The sequence below is a fragment of the Sphingomonas pruni NBRC 15498 genome (assembly GCF_001598455.1).
Classification (GTDB): domain Bacteria; phylum Pseudomonadota; class Alphaproteobacteria; order Sphingomonadales; family Sphingomonadaceae; genus Sphingomonas; species Sphingomonas pruni.
Window position 1 is genome coordinate 1 of sequence record NZ_BCYZ01000086.1, and the last position, 16864, is coordinate 16864.

The 16864-nt window shown below is 65.2% G+C and carries 17 protein-coding genes; 7 read left to right on the forward strand and 10 right to left on the reverse strand.

All coding sequences use genetic code 11. The features are described 5' to 3' along the window. Positions 1-47 precede the first annotated feature (47 nt). The 3 genes from SPR01S_RS18475 (at position 48) to SPR01S_RS18485 (ending at position 2195) form a co-directional block, all read left to right on the forward strand. Positions 48-419 carry a YraN family protein gene (locus SPR01S_RS18475; protein ID WP_066592351.1) on the forward strand — a complete coding sequence of 124 codons (372 nt, stop codon included), beginning with the start codon at positions 48-50 and terminating at the stop codon, positions 417-419. A 114-nt stretch (positions 420-533) separates the two neighbouring features. Then, complete coding sequence (gene gshB, locus SPR01S_RS18480; protein WP_066592312.1) at positions 534-1490, forward strand: glutathione synthase; 957 nt, start codon at positions 534-536, stop codon at positions 1488-1490. A 105-nt stretch (positions 1491-1595) separates the two neighbouring features. Then, positions 1596-2195, forward strand: coding sequence for a DedA family protein (locus SPR01S_RS18485; RefSeq protein ID WP_066592313.1), 600 nt, complete (start codon positions 1596-1598; stop codon positions 2193-2195). Positions 2196-2229: 34 nt separating this feature from the next. Here the strand turns inward: SPR01S_RS18485 and SPR01S_RS18490 are convergent, their stop codons facing one another. Together SPR01S_RS18490 and SPR01S_RS18495 are read right to left on the reverse strand one after the other, a co-directional pair. Further along, on the reverse strand, positions 2230-3114 hold the full coding sequence (locus SPR01S_RS18490; protein WP_066592316.1) for a tyrosine recombinase XerC: 885 nt from the start codon (positions 3112-3114) through the stop codon (positions 2230-2232). Then, positions 3111-3554, reverse strand: a complete 444-nt coding sequence (locus SPR01S_RS18495) for a hypothetical protein (RefSeq protein WP_066592317.1) — start codon at positions 3552-3554, stop codon at positions 3111-3113. The genes SPR01S_RS18490 and SPR01S_RS18495 overlap by 4 nt, the downstream gene beginning before the upstream one ends. A gap of 99 nt (positions 3555-3653) precedes the next feature. Between SPR01S_RS18495 and SPR01S_RS18500 the strand changes: the two genes are divergently transcribed. The 3 genes from SPR01S_RS18500 to SPR01S_RS18510 all read left to right on the forward strand — a co-directional run bounded on the left by SPR01S_RS18500 (position 3654) and on the right by SPR01S_RS18510 (position 9066). Beyond that, positions 3654-5822: a primosomal protein N' gene (locus SPR01S_RS18500; RefSeq protein ID WP_066592318.1), complete on the forward strand. Its 2169-nt coding sequence runs from the start codon at positions 3654-3656 to the stop codon at positions 5820-5822. Positions 5823-5876: 54 nt separating this feature from the next. Next, positions 5877-7427, forward strand: a complete 1551-nt coding sequence (locus SPR01S_RS18505; RefSeq protein WP_066592322.1) for a tetratricopeptide repeat protein — start codon at positions 5877-5879, stop codon at positions 7425-7427. Positions 7428-7530: 103 nt separating this feature from the next. Then, positions 7531-9066, forward strand: a complete 1536-nt coding sequence (locus SPR01S_RS18510) for a S1C family serine protease (RefSeq protein WP_174531909.1) — start codon at positions 7531-7533, stop codon at positions 9064-9066. On the opposite strand, the gene SPR01S_RS18515 is transcribed toward SPR01S_RS18510, so the two are convergent. Further along, positions 9042-9914, reverse strand: a complete 873-nt coding sequence (locus SPR01S_RS18515; RefSeq protein ID WP_066592324.1) for a CPBP family intramembrane glutamic endopeptidase — start codon at positions 9912-9914, stop codon at positions 9042-9044. The two genes, SPR01S_RS18510 and SPR01S_RS18515, sit on opposite strands and share 25 nt — an antisense overlap. 125 nt (positions 9915-10039) lie before the next feature. Between SPR01S_RS18515 and SPR01S_RS18520 the strand changes: the two genes are divergently transcribed. Next, a complete protein-coding gene (locus tag SPR01S_RS18520) occupies positions 10040-11605 on the forward strand; it encodes an alpha/beta hydrolase (protein ID WP_066592327.1) in 1566 nt (521 codons plus the stop codon). A gap of 130 nt (positions 11606-11735) precedes the next feature. Here SPR01S_RS18520 and SPR01S_RS18525 read toward each other — a convergent pair whose 3' ends face one another. The 7 genes from SPR01S_RS18525 to SPR01S_RS21885 all read right to left on the reverse strand — a co-directional run bounded on the left by SPR01S_RS18525 (position 11736) and on the right by SPR01S_RS21885 (position 16705). Continuing rightward, positions 11736-12203, reverse strand: coding sequence for a DUF1203 domain-containing protein (locus tag SPR01S_RS18525; protein WP_066592330.1), 468 nt, complete (start codon positions 12201-12203; stop codon positions 11736-11738). Then, positions 12203-13240, reverse strand: a complete 1038-nt coding sequence (gene ada / locus SPR01S_RS18530) for a bifunctional DNA-binding transcriptional regulator/O6-methylguanine-DNA methyltransferase Ada (RefSeq protein ID WP_066592333.1) — start codon at positions 13238-13240, stop codon at positions 12203-12205. Before ada ends, SPR01S_RS18525 begins: the two co-directional genes overlap by 1 nt. A gap of 62 nt (positions 13241-13302) precedes the next feature. Further along, positions 13303-13833 (reverse strand): GNAT family N-acetyltransferase, encoded by a 531-nt coding sequence (locus tag SPR01S_RS18535; RefSeq protein WP_066592336.1) that lies wholly within the window; start codon positions 13831-13833, stop codon positions 13303-13305. Position 13834: 1 nt separating this feature from the next. Further along, positions 13835-14263 carry a hypothetical protein gene (locus tag SPR01S_RS18540; RefSeq protein WP_066592340.1) on the reverse strand — a complete coding sequence of 143 codons (429 nt, stop codon included), beginning with the start codon at positions 14261-14263 and terminating at the stop codon, positions 13835-13837. Between the two features lie 41 nt (positions 14264-14304). Then, positions 14305-15000, reverse strand: a complete 696-nt coding sequence (locus SPR01S_RS18545) for a M24 family metallopeptidase (RefSeq protein ID WP_066592342.1) — start codon at positions 14998-15000, stop codon at positions 14305-14307. A 41-nt stretch (positions 15001-15041) separates the two neighbouring features. Then, the gene (locus SPR01S_RS18550) at positions 15042-15860 is read right to left on the reverse strand and encodes an alpha/beta hydrolase (RefSeq protein ID WP_066592348.1); all 819 of its coding nucleotides are present in this window, start codon (positions 15858-15860) and stop codon (positions 15042-15044) included. Further along, the gene (locus SPR01S_RS21885) at positions 15860-16705 is read right to left on the reverse strand and encodes a hypothetical protein (RefSeq protein WP_169803468.1); all 846 of its coding nucleotides are present in this window, start codon (positions 16703-16705) and stop codon (positions 15860-15862) included. Before SPR01S_RS21885 ends, SPR01S_RS18550 begins: the two co-directional genes overlap by 1 nt. Positions 16706-16864 lie beyond the last annotated feature (159 nt).

Consider the following 16864-nt stretch of genomic DNA (forward strand, 5'->3'; position numbering starts at 1 on the left):
AGGCTTGGCTGAGCACCGGAAACCCAACCCCACCCCCAACCCCTCCCCTGAAGGGGAGAGGCTTTAAGAGGGATCGCCGCACTGCGGAAGCATCGGGTCGCCGCGGTGAGCGGATCGCGGCGTGGTGGCTGAGGCTCAAGGGCTGGCGCATTCTCGACAAGCGCGTCCGCACTCCGGCGGGCGAAGTCGACCTCGTCGCGCGCAAGGGCAACCTCATCGCCTTCGTCGAAGTGAAGATGCGCGCGACGTCCGCCGAACTGGATTTCGCGATCGACGAACGGCGGCTCACTCGGGTAGCGGCAGCGGCCGAAGTGCTGATGGCGCGTTATGCCGGGCCGGGCGACGATATCCGCGTCGACGTTATCCTGCTGGCGCCGGGCGCCCGTCCTCGCCATATCGAGAATGCGTGGATCGGGTGACATAGCCGACTAATACGCATAGACGCCCATCCGTTATACCGGCGAAAGCTGGCATCTCAGGCCGCATGAGACCCCAGCTTTCGCTGGGGTGACGGGCAAAAGAGAGAGAATCGCATGCCGTTGACCGTTGCCGTCCAGATGGATCCCATGGAATCGATCAACATCGCCGGCGATTCCAGCTTCGCGCTGATGCTGACCGCCCAAGCGCGCGGGCATCGGCTCTACCATTACACCGCGGACGCGCTCAATTATCGCGACGGGCACGTCTGGGCGAAGGCGCACCCGGTCACCGTCGAGCGTGTCAGCGGCAAGCATTTCAGCTTTAGCGAGCCGGTGAACCTGGATTTGGGCGACGACGCCGATGTCGTGCTGATGCGCCAGGATCCGCCGTTCGACCTGGGCTATATTACCGCGACGCACCTGCTCGAGCGGATTGCGGACAAGACCCTGGTGGTCAACGATCCCGCCAATGTCCGCAACGCGCCGGAAAAGGTGTTCGTGCTCGACTTCGCGCGCTTCATGCCGCCGACGCTCGTCACGCGCAGCCTGGAGGAAGCACGCAAATTCCTGCAAGAACATGGCGAGATCGTCGTCAAGCCGATTCACGGCAATGGCGGCAAGGCGGTGTTCAAGGTGGATCGCGAAGGCACCAATTTGTCGGCGCTGATCGAGGTGTTCAACATGACCTGGCGCGAGCCGCACATGCTCCAGGCATTCCTGCCCGGCGTGGCGAGCGGCGACAAGCGCATCGTGCTGGTCGACGGCGAGATTGCGGGTGCGATCAACCGCCTCCCCGGCGAAGGCGAATTTCGCTCCAATCTGGCGGTCGGCGGGTCGGCGTCGAAGACCGAACTGACCGCGAAGGAACGTGAGATCTGCGCGGCGTTAGGCCCTGAACTCAAGAAGCGCGGGCTGCTGTTCGTCGGGATTGACGTGATCGGTGGCGAATGGCTGACCGAGATCAACGTCACTTCCCCGACCGGGATCGTCGCGATCGAACGATTCGACGGCGTCGACGTGTCGGCGATGATCTGGGACGCGATCGAGAAGAAGGTGGGGAAGAATGGCTAACTCTCCCCTCCCGTTTACGGGAGGGGTCGGGGGAGGGCCTGTTTACCTCACCGACCTTTTCGACAAGCCCTCGGCTAACTCCTCCCGCGAGCGGGAGGGGAATAAGTGACCGAGTGGTTCCTCGATGGCCTCGAACAATGGGGCTATGCGGCGATCTTCCTGTGGATGGCGCTGGAGAACATCATTCCGCCGATCCCGTCCGAAGTCATCATGGGCTTCGCCGGGATCGCGGTCGCGCATGGCAAGCTGACCTTCGTCGGGGTGATGATCGCCGGCACGCTGGGGTCCACCCTGGGCAATTATTTCTGGTACTGGATCGGCCGCAATGTGCCGCTGCAGCGCCTCAAGCCGTTCGTCGACCGCAACGGGCGCTGGCTGACGGTCTGCTGGTCGGACGTCGAGCGGATCGACAATTTCTTCTTCCGCCACGGCCAATGGCTGGTGTTCGCGCTGCGCTTCGCCCCGTTCGGCCGGTCGATCGTATCGCTGCCGGCCGGCATCTCAAACATGCCGCGCTGGAAGTTCATCGTCTGGACACTGGCTGGAACGACAATCTGGAACGCTTTCCTGACCGGGGCGGGCTGGTATCTCGGCGCGAACTTCCGCGAGGCGGAGGAGTGGACCGGCCCGGCAGCGATCGCGATCTGCGCGGCGATCGCGGCGTGGTATGCGTGGCGCGTCGTGACGTGGAAGCCGCGGGCCTGAACTGTTCCCCTCCCATACATGGGAGGGGAGTCTGTCACGCCCGCGGATGCGCGTTCCTGTACACGTCGAGCAGATGCGCGGCGTCGACCGCGGTGTAGATCTGGGTCGAGCTCAGGCTGGCATGGCCGAGCAGTTCCTGAAGCTGGCGAAGGTCCGCCCCCCGCCCGAGCAAATGCGTCGCGAAACTGTGCCGCAGCGCGTGGGGCGTCGTGCGGTCGGCCAGTCCGAGCCTGATCCGTGCCGCCTGGACCGATTTCCTGACCACGCCGGCCGATAACGGTCCGCCCTTCGCGCCGCGAAACAGCGGCTCGCCGCGCACCAACGGCCAGGGTGACGCCGCGACATAAGCGTCGATCGCATCGCGAACTTGCGGCAGCAACGGCACGATCCGCGTCTTGTCGCGCTTGCCCGTGACCGCCATCGCCTCACCCAACGGCAATATAGCGCCAGTCAGCCCGACCGCCTCGCCGATGCGCAGCCCCGCACCATAGAGAAGGAGCAGCACCGCCCAGTCGCGCGCGGCGATCCAGGGTTCGACGGCGTCTTCGGCGACTTCCTCCGCCAGCGCGATCGCGTCGGCGGGCGAGACCGGACGCGGCACGCCTTTCTTGACGCGCGGTCCGCGCATCCGCGGTGGGGCGTCGTCGCCCGCCGCCCATTTGAGGAAGGTCTTGATCGCCGACAGTTCGCGCGCGGCCGAGGCATTGCCCAGACCTTGCCCTCGCCGCCGCGCGAGATAGGCGCGGAGATCGGCCGCCGTCACCCGGCCGAGCGCCGCGCGATCAATCTCCTCGCCCCAATGTTCGCCAAGGAACTGGACGAGGCGAACCGCCGTCGCTTCGTAAGCGCGCACGGTGTGCGCCGAGCGTCGCCGGTCGCGCGCCAGATGCTGACCGAACTCGAGCGGCAGGGCCGTCATGGCCGCCGCGCCCGTTGCTTTGCCGAAACCGATTTGATCACCAGCCGTCCCTCGCCCGCCGGATCGATTGGCTGTTCGAGGCTGGCCGCGGCGGCGTCGATCAACGCGGCGACGGCTGGGTTGTCGATACGGTTTCCGATCAGCTTGACGTGGCGCACGGTATTGCCGCCGCCCTCCAGCAATCCCTTGGGATCGGGCAAGGTCGGGCCGTTGGACAGGAACAGGCTGACCCAGCGCGGATAGCCGGCGACCGAGCAGATGATCGAGCGCACCTTGTCGCTGGCTCCGAACCCGATCGCGAGCGCGTTGTAATTGTCATAGACCAGGATGGTCGCACCGGGCAGCCGTGCCGACACCATCACCACCGCGCGCCGGATCGTCGCCGCGATTTCGGGCGTGAATTTGTCGATGAAGCCGTCGAGTTGTTCCTGCGGGGTCACGACCGCATTCTAGCTGGCCGGGACGAACCGGAACAGGGCGGACGAAACCAGCATGCGCGAGGTTTCGCCGGCGCGCGGGAATCGCCATATGAGCCCGTAATGTCCCGCGCTCGCGTCCTCGTCATGAACTCCGCGCTCGGCCCTCTCGACTATCGCGTGCCGCACGGCATGACGGTCGAGCCGGGATCGCTCGTGGTCGCGCCTCTAGGTCCGCGCCAGCTGCTCGGCGTCGTGTGGGAACCCGAGCGCATGCCATCCGACGCGGAGGTTGGCGACAATCGCCTGCGCAACCTGATCGACGTGCTGCCGGTGCCGCCGCTGACCGATGCGATGCGGCGGCTGATCGAATGGACGGCGGATTATTATCTCGCTTCCCCAGTCTCGGTGGCGCGGATGGCGTTGCCCTCCTCCTCAGCGCTCGAAGGCGCGCGCACGGTCACCGAATATCGCCCGACCGGGCATGTCCCCGAACGCCTGACGCCGCAGCGCGCCCAGGCGCTGGAGAGGATCGGCGACCGCCAGGGTCTCGTCCGCGAGCTGGCGACGATCGCCGATGTATCCGACGGCGTGATCCGTGGCCTAGTCAAGGTGGGCGCGATCGAGGCAGTCGAGGTCGATATCGACAGCCCCTTCCCGCTACCCGATCCCGATCACGACGTCCCGCTTCTATCCGAGGAGCAGCAGCGCGCCGCCGACGCGCTGACCGGCGACGTCGCCGCGCGCGCGTTCAAGCCCACCCTGCTGGACGGCGTCACCGGATCGGGCAAGACCGAGGTCTATTTCGAGGCGATCGCCGCCGCGATCCGCGCCGGGCGCCAGACCTTGGTCCTGCTACCCGAAATCGCGCTGACCGAACCGTTCCTCCAGCGCTTCACTGCGCGCTTCGGCTGCGAACCGGTGGCGTGGCATTCCGGGCTGCGCCAGTCGCAGCGGCGACGCGCCTGGCGAGCGATCGCGACCGGACAGGCGCTGGTCACGGTCGGGGCGCGGTCGGCATTGTTCCTACCCTATTCCAATCTCGGCCTGATCGTCGTCGACGAGGCGCACGAGACCAGCTTCAAGCAGGAAGAAGGCGTGCATTACCATGCGCGCGACGTCGCGGTGATGCGCGGCAAGTTCGAGCACATTCCGGTCGTGCTCGCCACCGCCACCCCGGCGATCGAGACGCGCCAGCAGGTCGAGATCGGCAATTATGCCGAGGTGAAGCTGCCGGGCCGTTATGGCGCCGCCGAAATGCCCGATATCGAGGCGATCGACCTGTTGCAGGATCCGCCGGAGCGCGGCCGCTGGATCGCTCCCAAATTGGTCAACGCGATCGACGAGACCTTGGCGCGCGGCGAACAGGCGCTGATGTTCCTCAATCGCCGCGGCTATGCGCCGCTGACTTTGTGTCGGGCGTGTGGACACCGCTTCCAATGCCCCAATTGTACTGCCTGGATGGTGGAGCACCGGCTGGTCCGGCGGCTGAGCTGCCATCATTGCGGCCATGTCATGCCGACCCCGCACGCATGCCCCGAATGCAAGGAGGAGGATTCGCTGATTGCCTGCGGCCCCGGCGTCGAGCGCATCGCCGACGAAGTAGCGGCCTTGTGGCCAGAGGCGCGCGCCGCGATCGTCACCAGCGACACGATCTGGTCTCCGGCCAAGGCAGCCGAGTTCGTCAACCGGATGGAAGCGGGCGAGATCGACATAGTGATCGGTACGCAGCTGGTCACCAAGGGCTATCATTTCCCCAATTTGACCCTGGTCGGGGTGATCGACGCCGATCTCGGGCTGGGCGGCGGCGATCTGCGCGCGGCCGAGCGCACGTTCCAGCAGATCATGCAGGTCGCCGGGCGCGCCGGGCGCGGGGAGAAACGCGGCCACGTCTTTATTCAGACCCACGACCCCAAAGCGCCGGTGATGGAAGCCCTGGTGTCGGGCGACGCCGACGCCTTCACCGCCGCCGAGACCGAAGCGCGGCGCGAGGCTGGCGCGCCGCCATTCGGCCGCTACGCCGCGATCGTCGTCAGCTCGGAGGATCAGTCGGCGGCTCATGACATCGCCAAGCTGGTCGGGCGCACCGCGCCGCGGGTCGAAGGAATGGACGTCTACGGCCCAGCGCCCGCCCCGCTGGCGATGCTGCGCGGACGCCATCGCTATCGCCTGCTGATCCATGCGCGGCGCGGTCTCGACGTCCAAGACGTGATCCGCGCCTGGCTCGGCGGGCTCGATTGGCCGTCCAAGGTCCGCGTCATAGTGGACGTTGATCCCTATAGCTTTGTCTGAAGGGCGCCTCTAGAATTTTTCCCAGTAAAAGGGACGCATTCTTCGGGGGATGGAATGATTCGAAAGCTGTGGTTGTTGGCATCGCTGCTTGCGGTGGCGTCGCCGGATGTTGCCAGCGCCGCCTGGTATCAGGCAAGCTCGAAACACTTTGTCGTCTACGCCAACGACAGTCCCGAACGGGTGAAGGCCTATACCGAACGCCTCGAACGATTCGATCAGGCGATTCGCTACTGGCATCGCATGCCCGAGGACAAGCGCGGCCCGTCGGCGCGAGTCACCATTTTTGTCCTAAGCGATATCGGCGAAATCCAGAAAATCTACGGCAGAGGAAGTACTTCGAACGTCGCCGGCTTTTATGATCCGCGCGCGAGCGGGTCGGTCGCCTTCACTCCCCGCAATGCGGGGAATGAAGGCGACTATGGATTATCCGCGCAGGCGATCCTGTTCCACGAATATACGCATCACTTCATGCTGACGAACATGTCGGACGCGGCGTTCCCACCATGGTTCACCGAAGGATATGCCGAGCTCCACGCCACCGCGATCATCAAGTCCGACGGCAGCGTGCAATTCGGCGCCGTGCCGCGCTACCGACAGTGGACCGTAGCGAGCCCGATGCTGCTGCCCGCCGCCAAGCTGCTCGAACCGTACCCCGGCAAGCTCGATGACGACAGTCGTGACGCGCTCTACTCACGCGGCTGGCTGCTGATGCATTATCTGACCTTCGATGCCGATCGCCGCAAGCAACTCGCCGCCTATATTATTGCAATCAACTCCGGAAAGTCCGCACAGGAAGCTGGCGAGGCGTTCGGCAAACTCAGCGAGCTCGACGGCAAGATGAACGCGTGGGGCAGCCGCAAGGCAATGCCATTCAACGAGATAAGCGGGTCTGAGCTGCACACCGGAACGATCGCCGTACGTCCGCTGACTCCGGGCGAGGCGGCAGTCATGCCGGCGCTAATCGCCTCCGAACGCGGCGTCGACGATAAGACCGCCCCGACGGTCGCTGCGCTAGCGGAACGCCTGGCGGCGCCTTTCCCCGGCGATCCCGCCGCGCAGAACGAACTAGCCGAGGCCGAATTCGACGCCAAGAACTATGCCGCCTCCGAAGCAGCGGCAGACCGCGCGCTGGCCGCGGATCCCAAATCGGTCCACGCCCTGCTGTACAAAGGGATGGCGCAACAAGCGGTGCTCGTCCGTGACAAGATCAGTGATAGCAACCGCTGGGCCACGGCGCGGCGCTGGTATCTCGCCGCGAACAAGGTCGACACCGAGAATCCCGAACCGCTCGTGCAATTCTACGACAGCTTCGTTGAGCAAAAGGAGAAGCCAACCGCCAATGCCGCCAACGGATTGCTCTACGCCTATGCGCTCGCGCCATACGATCCCTTGCTACGGCTGCGCGCGGCCAGCGTGCTGATCGGTCGCGACCAGGAAAAGGCGGCGCGAATCGCGCTCTATCCGGTCGCCTACAATATCGAGGAGAGCGGACCGGCCGAAATCGCGCAGAAGGTGCTCAAGGCGCTGGACGCCGGCGACAAGACGGCCGCTCTCAAAGCCTTCGAGCCGACAGAGAAGAAAGCCGAGGACAAGAAAAAGGCCTAGGATCCGCTGCATCCTGCCGCAGGTCGATCATCGATTGATCGGCGCGCACTGTAACTCGCGTCCGCTTTCTGTCATGGCGGCTGTGATGGCGTGGACTGAACCAATGAACATATTGCGGCAGATCGCACTGGCGCTCTTGTTAGTAGCGGCGGGCTTGCAAATCGTACCCGCGCACGCCGACGATATCGCGGCGGCGTCGCGGAGCGTCGTGCGCGTCGTGACGATCGCGATCGTCGATCAGGAAGTGGTCGGTTTCGGCCACGGCTCCGGATTCGCGGTGGGTCCCAATCGGATCGTCACCAACGCCCACGTCGTCGAACTCGCACAGAAATACCCCGACAATGTCGTGATCGGCGTAGTGCCGTCCGAGGGGTCGAAATCCTATCAGGGCCGCGTGGTCGCGATCGATACCAAGCGCGACCTGGCTTTGATCGAGTTCACCGGCGGCGCGCTGCCCGTTGCAACGCTGTATACGGGCGCCCCCGACGATAGCATGGGGCTGGTCTCGCTCGGCTATCCGGGCAATGTCGACCTGGCGACCGCGCAATCGGCGGCGGACTATATCAAGCCGCTGGCGCCGGTGCGCTCCGAAGGATCGCTGTCGGCCAGCCGCAACATCGAAGGCATCAACGTCCTGCTGCATACCGCCAGCATTTCGCGCGGCAATTCGGGCGGGCCGCTGCTCGACCGCTGCGGGCGCGTGATGGGGGTCAATTCGGCCATCACTCGCGGCGAGGATGGCGATGCCAATTTCGCCTTCGCGATCGCGGAGAGCGAACTTGCCGGCTTCCTGCGAGCGAACCGGCAGGCGTTCAACGCCGTGGACATTCCCTGCATGAGCCTGGAAGCCCGGCTGAGCGCCGACCAGGCCGCCGACAATGCGGCACGCGAGGCGGCCGACGCATCGCGACGCGACGCCACCGCGCGCGAGCAGGCCAGCCGTCAACAGGCGATCGAGGCCGCGCGGCTGAGCGCGCAGCGGGCGAGCGAGAATGTCATGGCGATTTCCGCCTTGCTGCTCGTCCTCGGCGCACTAACCGTCGGTGGTGGCGGACTGCTCTATTCGCGTGGACGCCAGCGCGAGGCGATCTGGGCCGGGTCGGCCGGCGGCGTCTTGATCGTCGGGTCGGTCATCGTGTTCCTGTTGCGGCCGAGCGAGGAGCCGATGCTGCCGCCGGGCTTCGCGGTTCCGGTCGCGACTCCGACGACCTCATCGCCAGCGGCGGCGCGCGCCGTGGGCAAGATGGTATGCAAGTTCCAGCCCGACCGCAGCCGGGTGACCGTATCGGCGACCGACGACGTCAATCTCGACTGGGGTCAGGACGGGTGCATGAACGGCAAGACGCAATATGCCGACGATAACGGCAAATGGACTCGCGTGCTGGTCCCCAGCAACGAGCAGACCGTGTCGGTACTGCAATTCGACCCCGATACGCGCACCTATACGGCCTATCGCTATTTCCTGAGCGCGGCGCAGATGGATGCCGCGCGCAAGCTACGCGCGCAAAGCCCCCTTAAGCAGTGCAGCACCGATACCGGCGCGCGCAACGCTCTGATGGTGCAACAGCAGTCGATCCGTGCGGCGTTGCCGACCACCTATAGCGAGAAGCTAGTCTACAGCTGTTCTCCCACACCCTGACGGCGACGGACCCAGGACGGGGGGACGAACTCGCCACGCCGCCAGGCGAGGTACAGCACCGCCAGTCCAAACGTGGTCGCGACGATGATGGCTGGAAGGGAAGCCTCGGCACCGAACGCGCCGCCGGTCAACAGGTCGGACCCGCGGATGTCGGGCCTCAGGATGCCGTCCATCTCCCCGCCCGAGACCGGAATTCCGTAGATGCCACCCTGCGTGAAGTTCCACGCCGCGTGCAATCCGATCGCTGCCCATAGCCGCCGCGTGATCATGTAGATCGCCGCAAGCATGATTCCCGCCTCGAGCATGATCGCGACGCCCGCCAGCAGCGTGGCATTGGGATTGCCGAGGTGGAGTGCACCGAACAAGGCCGCCGACAGGGCAAGTGCGGCCCAGCTGCCGAGCCATTTCTCGGTCAGACGGAAGAAGAAGCCGCGGAAGAATATCTCTTCAGTGAAACCCGACAGGATCGCCACGGCGAGTGCAGGCACCAGAACGCCGGCGTCGCGATAGCCGATGACGCGGTAACCGCCGAATACGGCGATCACGCCGACGATGAGAGAAAAGATCACCACCCCCGTGAGGATGCCGGCCGGCAGCTCGACACCTGCCGAGGCCAGCGAAAACTCGCTCGGCGGGCGCCTTTCGATGAAACGGCAGAAAGCGACATAGACCGCGACGAAGGTCGCAGCGACCAGGCAGGCGAATAGGATCGCCCATACGCCATTCTTGTGCGGTGGGGCGATGTGGCTGAGCCCAGCCGATAATGCGATCGCCAGCATCGTAGCGCCGATCGAATAAAGCAGCAGTAACCCCGGATGCCGCCACGTCGGCTGCTTCGTCTGATCCATACCTGTCTCCCTTTACGGCAAAGGGTAACGTGCGCGGTGTATTATTCAAGCAAAGCAGATCGCTTTGGGTTGACGGCGGTGCGCTGCCCGCAAATGATCCGACGAGTCGAACGGGAGGGATAAAGATGAAACGACTTGGACTGCTCGCCTGTCTGGCATTGATCGGGGCCGCGGATGCGCCGGCGTCTCCGGTGATCGTCCCGGTGACTGTCGCGCCCGCGTTGGGCGATCATTTCTCCGGTCGGCTGATCGTCTTCGCCGAAAAGGCCAAGCCCGATTCCAAGCCGGCGGACGCGGTCGATTTCTCTCCGTTCGAGCCCACCGGCGCGTCGATCGCGGCGCGCGAAGTGAGCGACCTCGGGCCCGATAGAATCGCGCAGATCGACGGCGAGACCGACGCCTTTCCCGCGCCGCTGTCGAGCCTGCCGCCCGGCACCTATCGCGTCCAGGCCGTGCTCGATCGCAACCACAATTACAATTATGGCGGTCGCGATGCCGGCGACCTGGTCTCGAAGGTCGTCGAAGTCACTCTGCCCGGCAAGCTGCCGACGATCGCGCTCGATAGCGTCGTGCCGGCCAGTAATCCCGACGCCATGCTCGGACGCCTGCCGGCCAGCGAGCGGCCGAAGGTCGAGGCCGCGTTATCCCAGCTCAAGCCGGTTGATTTCCAGAGCACCGCCCTGACCGCGTTCCGGGGCACGCCGACATCGATCCGCGGCTGGATCGCGCTGCCTCCCGGCTATGACGGCAAGACCAAATTCCCCACCGTCTATTCGGACAGCGGCTTCGGTGGGACACTCGCGTCGGAGCGGATGCAAGGGGCGCGCATCTCGGCGATGATGGCGGATCGTTCGCTGCCGCCGATGATCTGGGTGTTCCTCGATCATAGCGGCGCGACCGGCACCAACGAATTCGCCGATTCGGTCAATAACGGACCCTGGGGCAAGGCGCTGACCGAGGAGCTGATCCCCGCGCTCGAACGCCAATATGCGATGGACGCCAGGCCAAGCGGGCGTTTCCTGACCGGGCACAGTTCGGGCGGCTGGTCGACGCTGTGGCTCCAGGTTCGCTATCCGAAGCTGTTCGGCGGCAGCTGGCCAACCTCGCCCGATCCGAGCGATTTCCACAACTTCACCAATATCGACCTCTACGCACCGGGCGCGAACTTCTACCGCGACGCCAAGGGCGAACCGATTCCGCTGGTCCGCGATCACGGCAAATTGATCGCGACGATGGAGCAATTCGCCCGCGCCGAGGCAGTACTTGGCCCCTATGGCGGCCAGATCGCCTCGTTCGAATGGGTGTTCAGCCCGCGCGGCGCCGACGGCCGGCCGGTACCGGTGTTCGACCGCGCGACCGGCAAGGTCGATCCCGCCGTCGTCGCCTATTGGCACGACAATTATGACGTCGCCCATATCGTCACCCGGGACGCCGCCGCGCTGAAACCCGACCTAGACGGCAAGATTCACCTCACCGTCGGGACCGCGGATACTTTCTATCTCGACGGTGCGGCGCATCTGCTCGATGCGGCGATGGCCAGGGCGGGGATCAAGGCGAGCTTCACCTATCTGCCCGACAAGACGCATTTCGACCTGTACGAGCGCGGCGGCGACAAGATGGCGCTGATGAAGGACAATGCCTGGGCAATGTATGCGGTAGCGCGGCCGGGGGCGAAGCGGCCGGCATCTTAAAGCGCCGGCCTTACAACCGTCATCCCCGCGAACGCGGGGACCCACCTCCGACGCGCGCCGCAAACCCACCGGTTCGATGCTGGATAATCTTGGAGATGGGTCCCCGCTTGCGCGGGGATGACGATGGTATTCAGGCCCGATCGATCCGCGCCGCGAAGCAGCCCGGGCGAGCATTATACGCCTGGAGGTACGCAACGTTCGGATCTTCCAGCCATGGCTCGATCGCCCCGGCCAGGTCGCCGCCGTCCAGCACGTCGCCCTTGAGCAGCATGCCCTGGGCATCGAACGCCCGCAGCGCGAGCAGGCGGCGCGAAAGTTGTTCCGGAACGCTATCGCGATATTCCGCGGCCTGTTCGGCGCCCTCGCGCACGAAGATTGCGTAGGCCGCCCGATACGGACTATCGACCGGCAGATGCTGGTAGTTGATCAGGATCAGATCCTCGCCCGGCTCGGCGTCCTCCAGCGTCACGCGGCAGGGAAAGCCCGGCTTCTCGTCGGCACGGCGGCGCACCGCGCCGAAGGCGGCAAGCTCGCCGTTGCTCAGGCCGTAGAGCGGCTTGAACGGGGTCGGGTCGAGCCCGCGGATGACATACGCCATTACTTCACTCCTTCACGATCGAGCAGAACAGCCTTGCGCTCGACGCCATAGGCATAGCCGCCCATCGTCCCGTCGCTGCGCTGAACACGGTGGCAGGGGATCACCACCGCGATATGGTTCGCGCCGCACGCGCTGCCAGCGGCGCGCACCGCTTTCGGATTACCGGCGATGGCGGCGAGCTCGGCATAGGACCGCGTCTCTCCCGCAGGGATGTCGCGTAGCGCTTGCCACACCGCCTCCTGGAACGCGGTACCCTGGACGTCGAGCGGCAGGTCCTGGTCGCGATCCGGCGATTCGACCTTGGCGACCACGCGCGCGGCAAGATCGGCCAGCGCGGCACCGCCGGCAACGATCTCCGCCTTGGGAAAATGTCTAGCAAGGTCGAGCGCATCCTCGTCGAAGGAAACGCGGCACAATCCCTTGTCGGTGGCGGCGATCAGCAATTTGCCCAGGCTGGTGACCGCGATCGTCCAGCGGATCGTCACCCCTGCCCCGCCCTGTCGCCAGGCGCTCGGCGTCATGCCCAGCCTTTTGGCGCCACCTTCGTAGAAGCGGCTCGGCGCCGAATAGCCAGCTTCGTAGATCGCGTTGGTGACGGACGATTCGTCCTTCAGCGCCTGCGCGACACGAGTAGCGCGTAGGCCGCGGAAATAGGCCGCCGGCGTCACGCCGGTCGCGCGCTTGAACAGGCGATGGAAATGATGCGGCGCGTAACCGACCTCCGCCGCCAGCTCCTCGAGCGAAATGGCGTCCTCGGCTGCCTCGAGCAACGAGATGGCGTTGGCCACCGCGACACGATCGCGGCCGACCTCGTCCGGCTTGCAGCGCAGACAGGCACGGAATCCGGCGGCGCGCGCACTGGCAGCGTCGCGATGGAATTCGACATTCTCGCGCCGCGGATGGCGCGCCGGGCAGCTCGGCTTGCAATAGATGCCCGTCGTCCTGACCGCGACGACGAAGCGCCCGTCCTGCGCGCGATCGCGGGCGTCGAAGGCCGCCCAGGCGGCGTCGATATCGATGGAGGTTTCGCTCGTCATGCAGTCTATGTAGGCGCCCACGCAGGCCGCCACATCCCGGCGTTTGCGGCCAAAGCCAAAGGCTATCCGGCCGACCCGCTCCGATCGATCGTATAGATTACGTGGACCACCGGCTGCCCCGCCATTTCGGCGTGATGGCGGCGATCGGTCAGCTTGCCACCGACCTTTTCTATCGCGCGCCGCGAGCGAATATTGGTCTCGCCGATCATGAACATCACGCGCGACACGCCGGTAAAGGCATGATCGAGCATCAACCGCTTCATCTCGCCGTTATAGCGCCCGCCCCAATGCGACCGTGCGAGGAAGGTCCAGCCGATCTCCACTTCATCCGGCTCGGCGCGCCCGAAATCGTAACGCGAACTGCCGATCACCGCCCCGCTCGCGCGGTCGATCGCCACCAGCATGCCGCCTGAGGCGAGGCCGTCGGCGAAGAAGCGGCGAAATACCGATTCCTGCCAGCGGTCATGCGCTGGATGAACTTCCCAGATCAGCGGATCGCCGGCGACTGCGAACAGCGCGTCGAAATCCTCGGCGGTGGCGGGGCGAAGCTCTACCAGGTCGCCGATCAGGTGCGGTTGGCGGTCGAGCGCCACGTCACACGATCAAAAGGGCGACCGGAACCACAATGCCGAGCCCCAGCGCGATCAACGCCGGGCGGCGCAGGTTGCGCGTGCCAAGCGCGATCGTCAGGCCGATCAGCGTGGTCGTGAACAGGCCGATGGCGACCAGCAACGCAAAGATCTTGAGCGGCGCAAGGCCGCCATGATCGTGATCGTCGTCCCCCGCTGACCGGGCAGTGGCGGGCTTGCGTGCCGGTTCGGCCGGGCGCGGCTTGGGCAGCATCTGATGCTTGTGAATACCGGCGATCGTCGAGACCCAGGCAGCCGGCGGCGGGTTGCGCTGGTCCTGCCACCCCAGCACCTGGATCAATCCGCTGAACGCGAAGAACAGGACCGCGGGGGCCAGGAATACACCGATATAATGGTGCCATTGGCGCAGGGTGCGAAGGGTAGTGCCTTTCATGCCCCGCCTTATGGCAGCAAAAGCAAGCCGGACAAGCCGGTTCAGGACATCAGGCGCTCATAAAAACCGCCATACCGACCCGCGGGATCGACTAGATGGATTTCCAGGATCCAGAACCGCTCGTTGCCGTTGGGATCGGGGTCGCGGAGCCGGGTCGTGTTCTCCGGATTGATGCGGTAGAAATCCTTGTCGCCGGGCAGATGCGCATGCGGGAATTCGCCGACTATGTGACCCGCGATGACGCCACCGAACCGCCAGCCCGCTGCCGCCGCGCTTTCACAAGCGAAGGCGTAGAGCTCGGCGCCGGTAATGTCGGGATTCGCGTCGAAGTGCGCTTTGACTTGGTCGAACTGCGCGGGAAGGTCGGCGACCAGACGGATCTTGTCGGGGTCGTTGCCGACGACATAGGAGCGGCCGACATCGGCTTCCCATTCGTCGAACACAGGCCCGAGATCGAGAAACACCAGATCGTCCTGGGCAATCGTCAGCACCGGCGGGTTCTCCCGCGCGGTGGCGAGGCCATTGACCCCGGCATGAACGATCCGCTTGTGCCAATGCTTCTCGACCCCGAATTCGTCACGCGCCAGGGTATAGATGTCGTGCTCGACCTCGCGTTCGGTCCGGCCGGCCGCGATCAAACCCAGCGCCTCGACCCGATCCAATAGCTGCAAGGCCAATTCCTCGGCGGCATGGAGCTCGGCATGGCGCGCGGCGGACGAGAGCGTGGCGTGAGTCATGGCGCGCTCCAATAAGGGAGCGTGCCGCGCGCGGCCAGAGTTCAAAGACTGTGGGCGACGAGCCAGCGCGCGATCAGTGCCTGCGCAGGCTGCCTGAACACCGCCTCATGCCCCGTGCGCGGAAAGACCACGCGATCGGCATTTGGGTGCAGCGTCTTCAAGAGGGCGCTGTTCTCCGGAGGAATGGTCGTATCGGCAGCGCCATGGATCAGCAGGATCGGGCAGGCGATGCGGCCTATCTTGGCCGCGGTGTCGAACCGCTCGCTGACCAGCAGGTCGGCCGGAATCCACCAGAAGCGTGTCGCGGCGACCTGGGCGATATTAACGTAAGGCGGGACCAGGATCAGCGCGCGCGGCGGTTGCTCAATCGCCATCTGTGCTGCGACGCCGGTGCCCAGGGAATAGCCGATGACGACGGTGTGGTCGGGCCCGATTCCGTTCGCCGTCATCCAGGCGCGCGCCGCGCGCGCGTCGCGATAGAGGCCTTGCTCGTCGGGAATACCGGGCGCGCCGTTGAAGCCGCGAAATTCTGGCAGCACCGCACCATAGCCGGCCGCGACCAGTTGCCGCACCGCGACGATGCTGCCCAGCACCGAGTCGCCATTGCCATGAAAGAACAGGATCACTGGCTTGCCGGACTGGGCCGGATGATAGAGGAGCCGCCCGCGCAACCCGTCCGAGGTCGTCACCGCGACATCGCGATAACCGCTGCGATCGGGGTTGACCGCCGCGGTGCCGAAAGACCAGCCGGGGTAGATCAGTCGCCGCTGAAACGTATAGAGCAGGCCAACGACGGCGACATAGATCAGCGCCACCGCGATCAGCAGCCCGATCGCGATCCGGCGCAGCCTGCGGCGCACTATTTCTGCTTGTCCTTCGCCTTCAGGCTTTTCGAGATGACGATTTCGGCCAGCCGCGCGCCGGGAATGAAGATGCCGGCCGCCTCGACCCCGGCATTGATCAGGAATTCCGCGTCGATCTTGTGCCCCAGGAATTGTTCGAAAGTGCTGCCGCCGGTCCGCGTCTCGCCGGTGACGCCGTCGAACTCGACCACCGCTTCCTTGCCCTGCCAGCGATAGCGAAAGGCGTAGACCGGTCGGTAATAAAGGTCGATGTGATGGAGCGAGAGCTTCTCCTCGATCACCTTGTCCGCCTCGATCCGCTCGATCGAGCTCGCCAGCACGTCGCGCACCAACATCGATGCCTTGGCCGTGGGTGGCACGACCACGGCGCCATCCGCCGCCACCTTGGCCAGCCCCTCGGCGTCGATCACCTTGGCCTCATGCTGGAGATATTGCACCGCGCCGGGGTCGGGGTTGCCGCTGATTGCGTCGTAACAGACCTCGCGATGGATCTCGTCGTGGCAGGTCTCGGTGCCGGTCAGCGTATAGGCGCCGCCAGTGACGACGTGCATCCTGCCATCGATCTCGACGTTGGTGACGTTGGCCTCGACCGCGACCTTATAGTCCTTGTGCCGTTCATAGGTCATCGTCGCGGTGCAGCCGATGCGGAAGAACGGCTGCAAGCGGCGCTCGCGATAGATCACTTCATAGTCTTCATCCTTGGGGCGCGACAGGAATCCGGTGATCTTGGCCATCGTCCCGAACGCATCGGTCCGCTTGATCCAGGCGCGCCCCTCGGCATGGTCCATGTTGAACCGGTCGGCGAGGATCAGCACGCGTTCTTCGGCGAGTTCGACGTCCATCGGGCACCCCTTTATGCGCTTTTTGCACACCTCCTCGCCGGATCGGTCAAGCGGGGATAGGCGAAATCCGCCCTACCCGCTTGCTGGCCCTCTCCCGCAGGCGGGCGAGGGTTGGGTGAGGGTCTTCTTCTTTCAGGCGGATAAAAAGAAAGAAGACCC

Coding starts and splice junctions, on each gene's coding strand:
- SPR01S_RS18490 (WP_066592316.1), bottom strand. CDS start 3,114: ATGACGGCCCTGCCGCTCGAGTTCGGTCAGCATCTGGCGCGCGACCGG.
- SPR01S_RS18505 (WP_066592322.1), top strand. CDS start 5,877: ATGATTCGAAAGCTGTGGTTGTTGGCATCGCTGCTTGCGGTGGCGTCG.
- SPR01S_RS18500 (WP_066592318.1), top strand. CDS start 3,654: ATGTCCCGCGCTCGCGTCCTCGTCATGAACTCCGCGCTCGGCCCTCTC.
- SPR01S_RS18515 (WP_066592324.1), bottom strand. CDS start 9,914: ATGGATCAGACGAAGCAGCCGACGTGGCGGCATCCGGGGTTACTGCTG.
- gshB (WP_066592312.1), top strand. CDS start 534: ATGCCGTTGACCGTTGCCGTCCAGATGGATCCCATGGAATCGATCAAC.
- ada (WP_066592333.1), bottom strand. CDS start 13,240: ATGACGAGCGAAACCTCCATCGATATCGACGCCGCCTGGGCGGCCTTC.
- SPR01S_RS21885 (WP_169803468.1), bottom strand. CDS start 16,705: ATGGACGTCGAACTCGCCGAAGAACGCGTGCTGATCCTCGCCGACCGG.
- SPR01S_RS18520 (WP_066592327.1), top strand. CDS start 10,040: ATGAAACGACTTGGACTGCTCGCCTGTCTGGCATTGATCGGGGCCGCG.
- SPR01S_RS18540 (WP_066592340.1), bottom strand. CDS start 14,263: ATGAAAGGCACTACCCTTCGCACCCTGCGCCAATGGCACCATTATATC.
- SPR01S_RS18525 (WP_066592330.1), bottom strand. CDS start 12,203: ATGGCGTATGTCATCCGCGGGCTCGACCCGACCCCGTTCAAGCCGCTC.
- SPR01S_RS18510 (WP_174531909.1), top strand. CDS start 7,531: ATGAACATATTGCGGCAGATCGCACTGGCGCTCTTGTTAGTAGCGGCG.
- SPR01S_RS18545 (WP_066592342.1), bottom strand. CDS start 15,000: ATGACTCACGCCACGCTCTCGTCCGCCGCGCGCCATGCCGAGCTCCAT.